Source organism: Streptomyces sp. AC555_RSS877 (assembly GCF_019049245.1).
Classification (GTDB): Bacteria; Actinomycetota; Actinomycetes; order Streptomycetales; family Streptomycetaceae; genus Streptomyces.
In genome coordinates this window covers 235,553-248,421 of the sequence record NZ_JAGMUK010000079.1, presented here as the reverse complement: position 1 = coordinate 248,421, position 12,869 = coordinate 235,553, and the positions used below count along the sequence as shown (strand labels likewise).

Sequence of the window (12,869 nt, the reverse complement as noted above, 5' to 3'; positions counted from 1 at the left end):
GCCGGTTGAGGTTTCATTCAGGGTTGAGCGGCAACCCGATGGGCATGTCCCCTCGATATCGCAACGGTTCCAACCAGGCCGGCACGATCATCGCCGTCGTCGCCGACATCATGGCCTTCATCCTGGGCCTGTGGATCCTGATGTATCTGATGGACGCGAACCGCGCGAACGACTTCGTGCAGTTCATCCACGACGCCGCCCGCTGGCTCGCCGGCTGGTCCCACGACCTCTTCACCTTCGACGAGGCCTGGGCCAGGGTCGTCGCCGGCTACGGCCTGGCCGCGGTCGTCTACCTCTTCGTCGGCCACGCCATCGCCAACCGCGTACACCGGCACTGAGCGGGCCCACGGACGTGCTCAGTCGCAGCAGTCCGGGTCCAGGCCCCTCGGCAGGCGGTCGCCGCTGAAGACCGAGCAGGTCGCCTCGTCGCCGCCCAGCGCGGCGACCGCGAGGAGCAGGGAGCCGGCCGTCCACGTGGTCAGTTCCCGCGGCCAGACGGCCTTGTCCTCGAAGACGAAACCCGTCCAGTACAGGCCGGACTCCGGGTCCCGCAGGTGCTGGATCCACTGGAGGATCTCCAGCGCGCGGTCGGACTCGCCCATCACCCACAGGGCGATGGCGAGTTCGGCCGACTCACCGCCCGTGACCCACGGGTTGGGCACGACACAGCGCACCCCGAGGCCGGGGACGACGAAGCGCTCCCAGTCCGCCTCCAGGCGGGACTTGGCCTCCGCGTCGGTGAGCGCGCCGCCCAGCACCGGGTAGTACCAGTCCATCGAGTAGCGGTCCTTGTCGAGGAACCGCTCCGGGTGGCGGCGGATCGCGTGCCGCAGCGCACCGACCGCCAACTCCCAGTCCGGCTGCGGCTCTTCGCGCTGCTCGGCGATGGCGAGCGCACACCGCAGCGCGTGGTGGATCGAGGATGAACCGGTCAGCAGCGCGTCCGCGGTCTGCGTGCCGTCGTCCTCGCGCTTCCAGCCGATCTGCCCGCCCGGCTGCTGGAGTTGCAGGACGAACTCGATGGCCGCGTAGACCGTCGGCCACATGCGGTCGAGGAACATGTCGTCGCCGGTGGACAGGTAGTGGTGCCAGATGCCCACGGCTATGTAGGCGACGAAGTTCGTCTCCCGGCCCTTGTCGGTGACGTCGTCGTGGGCCCCGTCGGCGTACGCCGCGTACCAGGAGCCGTCCTCGTTCTGGTGTCGCGCCAGCCACGTGTACGCCCGCTCGGCGGCCTCGTGTTCGCCCGCCGCGTCCAGGGCCATCGCGGCCTCGGTGTGGTCCCACGGGTCCAGGTGGTGTCCCCGGAACCACGGGATCGCCCCGTCCTCCCGCTGCACGGCGAGGATGCCGGCGACGGTCGCGGCGGCCTCCTCGGCGGTGAGGACCCCGGGCAGGACGAGGTGTTCTGTCCGGGGGGTGGTCACTTGGCGGCCACCTCGGTCCCGGCGAGACGCGGCAGGTGGGGCTTGGTCGCGTACGCCACGAAGCTCTTGCCGATCAGCGGGTTCAGCGCCTGCTCGGCGACCCGGGTCGCGAGCGGCTTCTTCATGATGTCCCAGACCAGCAGCTTGTGGTACGCCCGCACCGGCAGCGCCTTGTCGTTGTCGACGCCGAACGCGCACTTCAGCCACCAGTACGGCGAGTGCAGTGCGTGGGCGTGGTGGGAGCCGTACGGCTTGAGGCCCGCCTCGCGGATCTTCGCCAGCAGCTCGTCCGCCTTGTAGATGCGGATGTGGCCGCCCTCGACCTCGTGGTAGGCGTCGGACAGCGTCCAGCAGACCTTCTCGGGGCCGTAGCGCGGGACGGTGACGGCGATCCGGCCGCCGGGCCGCAACACCCGCACCATCTCGGCGAGTACACCCTTGTCGTCGGGGATGTGCTCCATCACCTCGGAGATGATGACGACGTCGAAGGACTCGTCGGGGAAGGGCAGCGCGAGGGCGTCACCCTCCATGGCCGTCGCGGTGGCGCCCTCCGGGGCCTCCCCCGCCTCCTTCATCGCCGCGAACCACTTGGCGACCTCGCGGATCTCCTCGGCGTTCTGGTCGAGCGCCACGACCTGGGCGCCGCGCCGGTAGCACTCGAACGCGTGCCGGCCAGCGCCGCAGCCGAGGTCCAGGACTCGGTCGCCCGGGGCGAGCGGGAACCGGGAGAAGTCGACGGTCAGCACGTGGCCCTGCTTTCGCGATCGGATACAACGTCGGCAACTTCGGGGGCCGCGGGGCGGCTCGGGGCGGGGACCGCGGGGGCGGCCTCGGCCGCGGAGCGGGCCATGGCCTCCCGGTAGCGGGCGACCGTGCCCTGGGCGGCGCGGGCCCAGGTGAAGCGGGCCAGTACGCGCTCACGGCCGGCCGCGCCCAGTCGTGCTCGTAGCTCCGGGTCGGCCAGCAGACGGCTCAGGCCCGCCGCCAACGCGCCGGAGTCTCCCGGCGGTACCGCGAGGCAGGTCTCGCCGTCCGGGCCGGCGACCTCGGGGATCGCGCCGCCGGTCGTGGCCAGCAGCGGTGTTCCGGTGGCCATGGCTTCCGCGGCCGGCAGGGAGAAGCCCTCGTACAGCGACGGGACGCACGCGACCTCCGCCGAGCGCACCAGGTCGACGAGTTCGGCGTCCGAGATGCCCTTGACGAACTCGACGGCGCCTTCGAGGCCGTACCGCTCGATCACCTGGGCGACGGGGCCCTCCGCGGGCCGCTTGCCGACGACGACGAGGTGGGCGTCGGGGCGCTCGGTGCGTACCTTCGCCAGCGCCTCGACGAGGAAGACGAGGCCCTTGAGCGGCACGTCGGCGCTGGACGTCGTCACGATCCGGCCCGGCACGACGGGCACCGAGGGGTCCGGGGCGAACAGGTCGGTGTCGGCGCCGATGTGGACGACGTGGATGCGGTCGTCGCGTACGCCGAGATGGTCGGCGATCTCCTGGCGGGAGGTGCCGGAGACGGTGAGCACGGAAGGCAGGCGGCGGGCCACGCGCCTCTGCATGCGCGTGAAGCCGTACCAGCGGCGTATGGAGTACTTGCGCCGCAGGCCCTCCGCCGCGTCCAGCTCCAGCCGACGGTCCACGGTGATGGGGTGGTGGATCGTGGTGACCAGCGGGGCGCCGACGTCGCCCAACAGGCCGTAGCCGAGCGTCTGGTTGTCGTGGACGACGTCGAACTCGCCGCGCCGGGCGCGCAGATGGCGGCGGGCGCGCAGCGAGAAGGTGAGCGGCTCGGGGAAGCCGCCGGTCCACATAGTGGCGACTTCGAGCGCGTCGATCCAGTCGCGGTACTCGCCGCGCTTCGGGGTGCGGAAGGGATCGGGATGCCGGTAGAGGTCGAGACTGGGCAGCTCGGTGAGGCTCAGGCGGTCGTCGTGGCCCTCGTCGAGGACCGGGTAGGGCTGGGAGCCGATGACCTCGACGGTGTGGCCGAGGCGGGCCAGCTCGCGCGCGAGGTGCCGTACGTAGACGCCTTGTCCCCCGCAGAACGGGTTCCCTTTGTATGTGAGGAGTGCGATGCGGAGCGGTCGCTCGCCGTCGGTGCCGGGTCCTTCGGAAGGCCCCGCCTGACTGGCCTCAGCGGTCACTCTGGGCCCCCTTCTGCCTGCACTGTCCCGCGAGATTACGCCGGGACGCTAATCTAGAACAAGTTTCAGACTTGATCGTTCAAGAGGCTCTGAATCTACCGGCAGGTAGGGGCACAGTGAGCGGTGGATCAGGTGATTCACGCCACGACCGGCGCCCCTGGCATGCTGTGCGATCACTCGCCCTCACCGACTGTCACGGAGCGGGACCCATGCCTGCGGAAGCCAAGGTGAACCAGATGGCCAAGGTGGATGCCAGTACCGCGCGGTCCGACTCTGCGCCGCTCACCGAACGGCAGGAGGCGCGTCGGCGGCGCATCCTGCACGCGAGCGCGCAGTTGGCCAGCCGGGGCGGTTTCGACGCGGTGCAGATGCGGGAGGTCGCGGAGTCCTCGCAGGTGGCGCTGGGCACGCTGTACCGCTACTTCCCGTCCAAGGTCCATCTGCTGGTCGCCACCATGCAGGACCAGTTGGAGCACATGCACGGCACGCTGCGGAAGAAGCCGCCGACGGGCGAGACGGCGGCGGAGCGGGTGGCGGAGACGCTGATGCGGGCCTTCCGGGCGCTGCAGCGTGAGCCGCATCTGGCGGACGCGATGGTCCGCGCGCTCACGTTCGCGGACCGCAGTGTGAGCCCGGAGGTCGACCAGGTCTCCCGGCAGACCACGGTGATCGTCCTGGACGCGATGGGTCTGGAGAATCCGACGCCGGAGCAGTTGTCCGCGGTCCGGGTCATCGAGCATACCTGGCACTCGGCCCTGATCACCTGGCTGTCGGGGCGTGCCTCCATCGCCCAGGTGAAGATCGACATCGAGACGGTGTGCCGACTGATCGACCTGACGGACCCGGCCAACGACAGCCGGCTCTAGGGGCCTGTCCGGCGGATCATGCCGCAGACGCGGGGCCTGGCACGCCGATCTGCGTCGATGAGGCGCCGCGGGTGTCCTGCGACCTGATCCGCCGGACAGGCCCTACGCACGCCAAGAACCTACGAGACGGGTTCCCTTCGCCGGTATTACCCGGATCAGGTGCTGGGGGTCGCCTTCCGGCCCGACTACTGCCTTCCGGCCTCTCAGCCCGACCGTCGACGTCGGCAACGGCGGATGCCGAAGCGTCTCGCCACAGTCGGCTACTCCGGTCGAACTCCCTCACTCGTCCCGTAGGCCTCTTCCAGAATAGAACTTTTCTTCGGGGACAAAACCCCCTGAATCATGATTTTTTATGCGGCCCTCTCAAGGAGACGGAGTCGCGGAGGCCGCACCGCAGTCCCGCCCGAGGCCGGAGAGATACAGGCCGCTGAACGCCTGAGGGACCAGCTCTCCTTCTCCCGCGTCCAGCCCGCCGTTCGGGATCCGCGTTCCGCATCAGCTCGTTCCCCCCGCGGCCCTCAGGTTGGCAACGAGTGCTGCGACGGCCTTCCGGTCCGGCTTCGCGCAGGTCCGCACCTCGGCGAACACCGAGCAGTGGCCCGTGCACCCACCAAGCTGATCCGCGACAACCAAGCGATCGGCGTGGAAGATCTGGCGGTCAAAGGACTCGCGCGCACCAGGCTGGCCAAGAGTGTTCACGATGCCGGATGGTCGGCGTTCGTGGACATGCTGGAGTACAAGGCCGCCCGGTACGGCCGGACCCTGGTCAAGATCGGCCGGTTCGAGCCGACCTCCCAGACCTGCTCGGCCTGCGGTATCAAAGACGGCCCCAAACCCCTGAAGGTCCGGGAATGGACCTGCACCGCCTGTGGCACCCTCCACGACCGGGACCACAACGCCGCGATCAACGTCAAGACGGCCGCCGGACTGGCGGTATCAGCCTGCGGAGCGCCGGTAAGACCAGGACTCGTCCCGGCACAGCGCGAAGAAACAGGAAGCCGCGGATTCCCGCCCGAAACCTGTGCCGCGTAGCGGCACAGCAACGGACGAGAAGACCAGAATCCTCGGGGTTCAGCCCGAGGAGCAAGTCAATCCTCCGGAGGGAACACCGGCTCCCCGCTCCCCAGCAGCGTGATCATGATCGCTTCGACCGGGCAGCTCTCCGCCGCCGCGAGGATCTTCTCGTTGGCGTCGGTCTCGGGGGCGACGGGGTGGGACTGGCGGCCCGTGTCGAGGCGGAAGCCGTCCGGGGCGTGGTGGAGGCACTGGGCCGAGCCGATGCACAGGGAGCGGTCGACCTCTATCTGCCAGCGGTCGCCCATGGTCTCTCAGCCCTCCCAGCCCGCCGGCAGGTGGATCATCTTGTGCTCGAGGTACTCGCCGTAGCCCTCCGGCCCGAACTCCCGCCCCAGTCCGGAGTTCTTGTAGCCGCCGAACGGGCCGAGCATGTCGAGGCTGAAGGTGTTCACCGAGTACGTGCCGGTGCGGACCTGGCGGGCGACCTCGACGCCGCGGGCGACGTCGGCCGTCCACACGCTGCCGCTGAGCCCGTAGTCGGAGTCGTTCGCGATCTTCACGGCCTCGGACTCGTCGCCGTACGGGAGCAGGCAGATGACCGGGCCGAAGATCTCCTCGCGGGCGATCCGCATGGAGTTGTCGACGTCGCCGAAGAGGGTCGGCTCGACGTACCAGCCGCGGTCCAGTCCGGGCGGGCGCCCGCCGCCGGTGAGGATCTTCGCGCCCTCCTCCTGGCCGATGCGGATGTAGTCGAGGTTGCGCTGCTGCTGCCGCCTCGCCACCAGCGGGCCCACCTGGGTCGCCGGGTCCAGCGGGTCGCCGACCACCAGCGCGCCCGCCGCCGCCGTGAAGGCCTCGGCGAACTCGTCGTAGCGCGCCCGCGGCAGCAGGATGCGGGTCTGGGCCACGCACGCCTGCCCGTTGTTCATCCAGGCCGCCGGGACGATCCCCGCGACCGCCGTCTGGACGTCGGCGTCCGGCAGGACCACCGCCGCCGACTTGCCGCCCAGCTCCAGTGTCACGCGCGTGAGGTTGCGCGCGGCGACCTCCATCACACGCCTGCCGGCCGCCACCGAGCCGGTGAAGGAGACCTTGTCGACACCGGGGTGTCCGACCAGGTACTCGCTGACCTCGCGGTCCGCCGGGAGGATGGACAGGACGCCCTCCGGCAGTCCGGCCTCGCGTGCGATGTCGGCGAGGATGTACGCGTCGAGGGGCGACTCCGGTGACGGCTTCAGCACCACCGTGCAGCCGGTGAGCAGCGCGGGCGCGAGTTTGGCGGCGGCCACGAACTGCGGCACGTTCCAGGGGGCCACGGCGGCGACGACCCCGACCGGCTCGCGCCGCACGAGGATGCGGCCGAGGACGCCGTCGCGCGTCTCCTCGTAGGTGAAGTTCCGCGCGACCGTGATCGCCGAGTCCCACACCATCATCGCGCCGAGGGCCTGCGCGAGGACGCTCCAGGAGTACGGCGACCCGTTCTCGGAGGAGATCACGCGGGCGATCTCCTCGTGCCGTACGGCGATCGCGTCCTTGATCCGCCCGACCACCTCGATCCGCTCGTCGAGGGTCGTGTGCGGCCAGGGCCCCTCGTCGAACGCCTTCCGCGCGGCGGCGACGGCCCGGTCCACGTCCGCCGTCGAGGCGTGCGGCACCCGCCCGATGACCTCCTCGGTGTGCGGCGAGACGACCTCGATGACGTCCTTGCCCAGGGGGTCGGTCAACTCCCCGCCGATGAACAGCTGTCCGTGTTCCACGAGCTCGGTCATGGCGACTGCCTCCCCGGAGCGACTGCTTCTCTGACGGTTCATCAGATAGGGCCACTGATACCAGTTCCCCCCGGAGGAGTCCACGGGCGGGACGTCGACGAGAAGGTCGACCGGGGCTCCCATCGAAACGCGCTCTAGTTATAGTGACCGGACACGGCGATTGGGGACCCCATGACGCAGGTGTACGACCACGGCGGCGGCGTCCGCTCCCTCAAGGTCCCCATCCCGGACAACCCCCTCGGCCACACCCTCGTGTACGTCGTCGACACCGACCGCGGACCGGTACTGATCGACACCGGCTGGGACGACCCGGCCTCCTGGGACACCCTCGCCGAGGGACTGACCGCCTGCGGCACCTCCCCCGCCGAGATCCACGGTGTGGTGATCACCCACCACCATCCCGACCACCACGGCCTGTCCGGCCGGGTGCGGGAGGCGTCCGGCGCGTGGATCGCGATGCACGAGGCGGACGGCGCGATCGTCCGGCGGACCCGCTCCACCCGCCCCGAACGCTGGCTCACCTACATGACCGCCAAACTCGAAGCCGCCGGCGCCCCCGAGGAACACCTGGCGCCTATGCGCACCGCCTGGCCCCGCTCCGTCCCCGGCCTGGCCCCCGTCCTGCCCGACCGTGAGATCGTCCCCGGCGAACTCCTCGCCCTCCCCGGCCGCCGGCTGCGCGCGATCTGGACGCCGGGCCACACCCCCGGCCACGTCTGCCTGCACCTTGAGGAGGAGCACCCCGCCCGACTCCCGGGCCACGGACGCCTGTTCTCCGGCGACCACCTGCTCCCCGAGATCACCCCGCACATCGGCCTGTACGAGGATCCCGACGACACCACCGTCACCGACCCCCTCGGCGACTACCTCGACTCCCTGGAACGTGTCGGCCGCCTCGCCCCGGCCGAGGTGCTTCCCGCCCACCAGCACGCGTTCACCGACGCGGCTTCCCGCGTACGGGAGTTGCTCACCCACCACGAGGACCGCCTCACCGGCCTGCTCGCCCTCCTGGCCGAGCCTCTGACCCCCTGGCAGCTCGCCGAGCGCATGGAGTGGAACCGTCCCTGGGCCCAGATCCCGTACGGCTCGCGGAACATCGCCGTCTCGGAGGCGGAGGCCCATCTGCGGCGGCTGGTGAAACTGGGGCGGGCGGAGGCGGTGGCGGGGAGCGAGCCGGTGACCTACCTGGTCGTGTAAAGGTGACCTCCTGGCCGTGTAAAACGGTCGCGCCACCTAGGTGGCCATTGATACCAACGACCCCATGGACCCCCTCGACCGTCTCCTCGCCGAGCGCGCCTGCGAGCGCCTGGTCATCGACTTCGTCCGGCGGCTCGACCTCGGCGAACCGGGCTCCGTCGCCGAGCTGTTCACCGAGGACGGCAGCTGGCAGTGGCCGGCCGGCGACCGCCCGGTCAAGGGCCGGGACGCCCTGCGCCGGTACTTCGCCGCCCGCCCCGCAGACCGTCTCTCCCGCCGCCTGATGTCCAACATCCTCGTCACGGTCGGCTCCCCGGACACGGCGACGGCGACCTCGTACTTCACGACGTACCGCGTCGACGGCCACGACGGCCGTACGGATCCCGTCCCGTCCGGCCCGCCGGTCCAGGTCGGCCACTACGAGGACTCCTTCCACCGCCGCCCCGACGGCACCTGGCTGCTCGCCGCCCGCGTCCTCCACCTCCCCTTCGGCGGACCCACCCCGCGCATGAGTTCGATAACCTGAGCCGGTCTTGATCAGGGGGGAATTGTGCGAAGAACGCTGACCGTGATGACGGTTGCGCTGGCTTGTGTGACGGCCGCGGGCGCGACGGCCGGCTGCTCAGGAGGTTCCTCCGCCAAAGAGCCGTCCGCCGAGCGGCTGCTGGAGGACGCGAACGACACGATGACGGCGCTCAGGTCGGTGACCGTGGTCGCCAAGACCACCACCGTGGCCACCGGCAAAGGCTTCACCAGCCGGCTGACGACCGACCTCGAGGACACGTGCCGGTCCAGTCGGACCTGGACCGACGGTGCCCGCCTCGAGCAGATCCGGATCGGCGGCGCGGACTACGTCCGGCCGAACCGCGCCTACCTGGAGCGGGCGGGCAAGGATGTGGCCGGCACGGGGGAACAGGAGCGCTGGGTCAAGTCCCCGGCCAAGGAGACGGCGTCGGGATCGGAGGAAGCCGGACTCTCCGACTGCACCCGGCCGTTCTCCTCCTTCGGCGAAGCGACGAAGGGCGAACCGACCGAGGTCGCGGGCAGGCCGGCGATCACGCTGGTCGTGACCGACGAGGCGGACAAGGGCGGCACCTACACGTTCTACGTCGCCACCCAGGGCAAGCCCCACCTCCTCCAGGTCGTCTACAAAGGCACCGACTACCGCAGCACCACCGCGTTCAGCGCCTTCGACGAGCCCCTGGGTGTGCGGCCTCCGGCCGAGAAGGACGTGCTGGACGCGACGGGACTGTCCGGCGACTAGGGCCTGTCCGGCGGATCAGGTCGCAGGACATGCGCGGCGCCTCGTCGACGCAGGTGAGCGGGGCCTGGTGCGTCGAGCTGCAAGGCGGAGGAGGGCGTCGACGCGATGGGGGTCCCCCCGCTCGAGCGAAGTCGAGAGTGGGGGAGTCGGCAACCGACGACAACGCGGCAGATCGGCGTGCCAGGCCCCGCGTCTGCGGCATGATCCGCCGGACAGGCCCTAGGACACGACCGAGCGGATCAAGTCCGTTGCCGCGCCGAGCAGTTCGACCTCCCGGCGGCTCATCGTCGGGTTGTCCGCGCGTCGCCTCCGGGCCTCGGTCAGGCCCGCCTCGGTGAGGTGGGACGGGTCGGTGAGCAGGGCGGTCAGTATCGTGCGGGCGGGCTCGGCGAGCGCTTCGTCGCCGACGGCGACCTGGGCGAGGATCATCGCGGAGACGCCCCAGTCCAGGCCCGGGTCGCCCTCCTCCGTGTTGGACCAGTCGATGACCCGGGGACCGTCGGCGGTGAGGACGACGTTGTCCGGGTGGAGGTCGAGGTGGAGGACGCGGCCCGAGGAGCGGCGGGGCGGGATCGCGTGCAGGTCGCGCAGCAGCCGGGCGAGGGTGGTGCCCGCCTCGTCGAGGGCCAGGGAGCCGGTCAGGACCGCCTCCAGCATGGTCGGGCCGTACAGCCGCTCCAGCACCAGGTCGGTGCGGGTGGAGTCGGCCGGGCGGACGCGCGGCACCGGGTAGCCGTGGCCGCGCACGTACTCCATCACCTCGCCCTCGGCGGCCGCGTCCCCGTGCCCCTGCCGGTCGCGGCGCACCACCCACGCCTCGTCGATCTCGTACACGTCGTTGGCCCGGCCGGAGCCGAGCAGTCTCCCCGTCGGCTGCATGGGCCGAACCTACCCGGGCGCACAGGCTGCCCTCAGGGGCTTCGTTACGCACCGGTAGAGTGGCCGGGTCGTATCACACCCGTACGGGGGGAAGCCGGTGCAATTCCGGCGCTGCCCCTCCCCCAGTGCCTTAAGGGCCTGGGAGGGACCCCCATCGTGAACCGTCCGTAGAAGGCGGTGAGCCGGACTGCCCCGGACGGTCGTGACCGGCTCACGTGCACCGGCAACCGGCCGGTGTGCGGCACCGTCGAGGTATACGGAGCCGAGCCGCCGGGGTGTCCCCTGCTGCCCGGCTCCCCATCAGGGAGAGGCACCCGCCGATCATGAACGTCCGCCGCAGCGCCGCGGTACTGGCCGCCGCCACCGCCGTGATCGGTGCCGCCGTGCCCGCCGTCGCCGCCGACCCGTCCCCCTCCACGTCGCAGGCGTTGCCCGCCGCGCTCTACGGAGGCACGGACCCGACGTACGACGGTGTCTGGCGCCAGTCCCTCGCCCTGCTCGCCCAGCACACGGTGGGGGTGAAGCCCGCCGCGAAGTCCGTCGGCTGGCTGACCGGGCAGCAGTGCGCGAACGGCGCCTTCGCCCCCTACCGCGCCGACCCCGCCACGGCCTGCGACCCGAAGCTCATGGTCGACACCAACAACACCGCCGCCGCCGTCCAGGCCCTCGCCGCGCTCGGCGGCCACGACGCCGTCACCGGCAAGGCCATCGCCTGGCTCAAGTCCGTGCAGAACAAGGACGGCGGCTGGGGCTACACCCCGGGCGGCGCCAGCGACACCAACTCGACGTCCGTCGTCGTCGGTGCGCTGACCGCCGCGGGAGAGAAGCCGCAGGACGTGCGCAAGGGTGAACAGGGGCCGTACGACGCCCTGGTGAAGCTCGCCCTGTCGTGCGAGGGCTCCGACGCCGGTGCCTTCGCCTTCCAGCCCGACAAGAAGGGCGAACTGGCCGCGAACGCGGACGCCACCGCGGCCGGTGTCGTCGGTGCCCTCGGCCAGGGACTCGTGGTCGAGCCCGCCAAGCAGGCGGAGGCCGCCACCTGCGCGGACTCCGGCTATCCGTCCCCGCAGCAGGCCGCCGCCAACGGCGCCGCCTACCTCACCGAGGCCCTCGCCAAGGACGGCCACCTCACCTCCGCCCTCCCCGGCTCCACCGACCAGCCCGACTACGGCAACACCGCGGACGCCGTCGTCGCCCTCGCCGCGCAGGGGCAGACCGCGGAGGCGAAGAAGTCGCTGGAGTGGCTGGAGAAGAACTCCGATAGCTGGGCGGCGCAGAGCGGTCCCGCCGCCTACGCCCAGTTGATCTTCGCGGCCCACGCGACCGGCACGGACCCGCGCGACTTCGGCGGGGCGGACCTGGTGAAGCAGCTCAACGCGACGGGGCCGGCTCCCGAGCCGGCGACCGCCAAGAGCGAGGCCGACGGCAAGGACGACTCCGGCAGCGGCTCCGGCGACGTCTGGTGGATGGTCGGCGCCGGCCTCGCCGCCGGAGCGGGCGTCGGGTTCCTGCTGAGCAGCCGCAGGAAGAGGCAGCAGCCGTGACCCGCCGTTGTGCCGCGGCCCTCGTGGTCCTGGTCGCGTCCCTGCTTCTCGGGAACGCGGGCCCGGCCCAGGCCGCCGGCTACCGCTACTGGTCCTTCTGGGAACGTGACGGCAACCAGTGGACGTACGCCACCCAGGGCCCCTCGACCACCCGGCCCTCCGACGGTGACGTCCAGGGTTTCCGTTTCGCGGTCAGCGAGGACTCCGGCGACGCGACCAAGCCGCGCGGCACGGCCGACTTCACGACGATCTGCGCGAAGACGCCGGCGCAGGACGGCAGGAAGCGCGTGGCCCTCGTCATCGACTTCGGTACGACGACGGACGCCCCGACCGGCGAGACCCCGCCGGCGGCCCGTACGGCCTGCGCGGTGACCGCTCCCGACGCGACGACGGCCGAGGCCCTGGCCGCCGTCGCCAAACCCCTGCGGTACAACACCAACGCCCTGCTGTGCGCGATCTCGGGCTACCCGCAGACGGGCTGCGGCGAGCCGGTGGGGCGTCGGCAACCGACGGCCGCGCCGAAGAAGGACACCGAGGACCACGGCCCGTCACTCGGCCTGTTCGCCGGCGCCGCGGCCGTGGCAGCACTGGGCGCGGCGGCGGTGTGGCAGGCAAGGCGGCGCAAGCATGCCTAGCGTGCCCGGCGGCACCCCCGCACAACCACCCGCAGCCCTCCGCCTCCTTCGCAGCTCCGGGCAGGCGTGGCGCTGGGGCGACGGGAGTCCTCCCGCTCGAGCGACGTCGAGGGTGGGGGAGGGTGGGCGCA

At 71.3% G+C, this 12,869-nt stretch carries 13 protein-coding genes, 1 pseudogene and 1 riboswitch; of the genes and pseudogenes, 8 read left to right on the top strand and 6 right to left on the bottom strand.

From position 1 onward, the window contains the following. Positions 1 to 44: 44 nt before the first annotated feature. A complete protein-coding gene (locus KUM49_RS32895) occupies positions 45 to 338 on the top strand; it encodes a hypothetical protein (RefSeq protein WP_217240692.1) in 294 nt (97 codons plus the stop codon). Between the two features lie 18 nt (positions 339 to 356). Here the strand turns inward: KUM49_RS32895 and KUM49_RS32890 are convergent, their stop codons facing one another. Genes KUM49_RS32890 through KUM49_RS32880 form a run of 3 tightly spaced genes read right to left on the bottom strand, consistent with a single transcriptional unit; the run spans position 357 to position 3,567 of the window. After that, entirely contained in the window at positions 357 to 1,427 is a 1,071-nt protein-coding gene (locus KUM49_RS32890) for a prenyltransferase/squalene oxidase repeat-containing protein (protein WP_217240609.1), read from the bottom strand. Beyond that, positions 1,424 to 2,173, bottom strand: a complete 750-nt coding sequence (locus tag KUM49_RS32885) for a class I SAM-dependent methyltransferase (protein WP_217240608.1) — start codon at positions 2,171 to 2,173, stop codon at positions 1,424 to 1,426. Before KUM49_RS32885 ends, KUM49_RS32890 begins: the two co-directional genes overlap by 4 nt. Further along, positions 2,167 to 3,567, bottom strand: a complete 1,401-nt coding sequence (locus tag KUM49_RS32880) for a glycosyltransferase family 4 protein (RefSeq protein ID WP_217240607.1) — start codon at positions 3,565 to 3,567, stop codon at positions 2,167 to 2,169. Before KUM49_RS32880 ends, KUM49_RS32885 begins: the two co-directional genes overlap by 7 nt. Before the next feature lie 209 nt (positions 3,568 to 3,776). On the opposite strand from KUM49_RS32880, the gene KUM49_RS32875 reads away from it, so the two are divergent. Further along, positions 3,777 to 4,433 carry a TetR family transcriptional regulator gene (locus tag KUM49_RS32875; protein ID WP_217240606.1) on the top strand — a complete coding sequence of 219 codons (657 nt, stop codon included), beginning with the start codon at positions 3,777 to 3,779 and terminating at the stop codon, positions 4,431 to 4,433. A 115-nt stretch (positions 4,434 to 4,548) separates the two neighbouring features. After that, positions 4,549 to 4,724, bottom strand: a riboswitch (TPP riboswitch). Between the two features lie 318 nt (positions 4,725 to 5,042). Then, positions 5,043 to 5,465: pseudogene (locus KUM49_RS32870) on the top strand (RNA-guided endonuclease TnpB family protein); the annotation flags it as partial. A 56-nt stretch (positions 5,466 to 5,521) separates the two neighbouring features. Here KUM49_RS32870 and KUM49_RS32865 read toward each other — a convergent pair. Continuing rightward, the gene (locus KUM49_RS32865; protein WP_217240605.1) at positions 5,522 to 5,755 is read right to left on the bottom strand and encodes a ferredoxin; all 234 of its coding nucleotides are present in this window, start codon (positions 5,753 to 5,755) and stop codon (positions 5,522 to 5,524) included. 6 nt (positions 5,756 to 5,761) lie between these two features. Next, entirely contained in the window at positions 5,762 to 7,219 is a 1,458-nt protein-coding gene (locus KUM49_RS32860) for an aldehyde dehydrogenase (RefSeq protein ID WP_217240604.1), read from the bottom strand. 171 nt (positions 7,220 to 7,390) lie between these two features. Between KUM49_RS32860 and KUM49_RS32855 the strand changes: the two genes are divergently transcribed. The 3 genes from KUM49_RS32855 (at position 7,391) to KUM49_RS32845 (ending at position 9,680) form a co-directional block, all read left to right on the top strand. Continuing rightward, positions 7,391 to 8,416, top strand: coding sequence for an MBL fold metallo-hydrolase (locus KUM49_RS32855; RefSeq protein WP_217240603.1), 1,026 nt, complete (start codon positions 7,391 to 7,393; stop codon positions 8,414 to 8,416). Between the two features lie 64 nt (positions 8,417 to 8,480). Beyond that, complete coding sequence (locus KUM49_RS32850; RefSeq protein ID WP_217240602.1) at positions 8,481 to 8,942, top strand: nuclear transport factor 2 family protein; 462 nt, start codon at positions 8,481 to 8,483, stop codon at positions 8,940 to 8,942. Positions 8,943 to 8,987: 45 nt separating this feature from the next. Beyond that, positions 8,988 to 9,680, top strand: coding sequence for a hypothetical protein (locus KUM49_RS32845; RefSeq protein WP_217240601.1), 693 nt, complete (start codon positions 8,988 to 8,990; stop codon positions 9,678 to 9,680). A gap of 219 nt (positions 9,681 to 9,899) precedes the next feature. Here KUM49_RS32845 and KUM49_RS32840 read toward each other — a convergent pair whose 3' ends face one another. Next, complete coding sequence (locus KUM49_RS32840; protein ID WP_217240600.1) at positions 9,900 to 10,559, bottom strand: phosphotransferase; 660 nt, start codon at positions 10,557 to 10,559, stop codon at positions 9,900 to 9,902. Positions 10,560 to 10,882: 323 nt separating this feature from the next. Here KUM49_RS32840 and KUM49_RS32835 point away from each other — a divergent pair, with 323 nt between their 5' ends. Together KUM49_RS32835 and KUM49_RS32830 are read left to right on the top strand one after the other, a co-directional pair. Next, positions 10,883 to 12,103 carry a prenyltransferase/squalene oxidase repeat-containing protein gene (locus KUM49_RS32835; RefSeq protein ID WP_217240599.1) on the top strand — a complete coding sequence of 407 codons (1,221 nt, stop codon included), beginning with the start codon at positions 10,883 to 10,885 and terminating at the stop codon, positions 12,101 to 12,103. Continuing rightward, positions 12,100 to 12,738: an SCO2322 family protein gene (locus tag KUM49_RS32830; RefSeq protein WP_217240598.1), complete on the top strand. Its 639-nt coding sequence runs from the start codon at positions 12,100 to 12,102 to the stop codon at positions 12,736 to 12,738. Before KUM49_RS32835 ends, KUM49_RS32830 begins: the two co-directional genes overlap by 4 nt. The last annotated feature ends 131 nt before the right edge of the window (positions 12,739 to 12,869 follow it).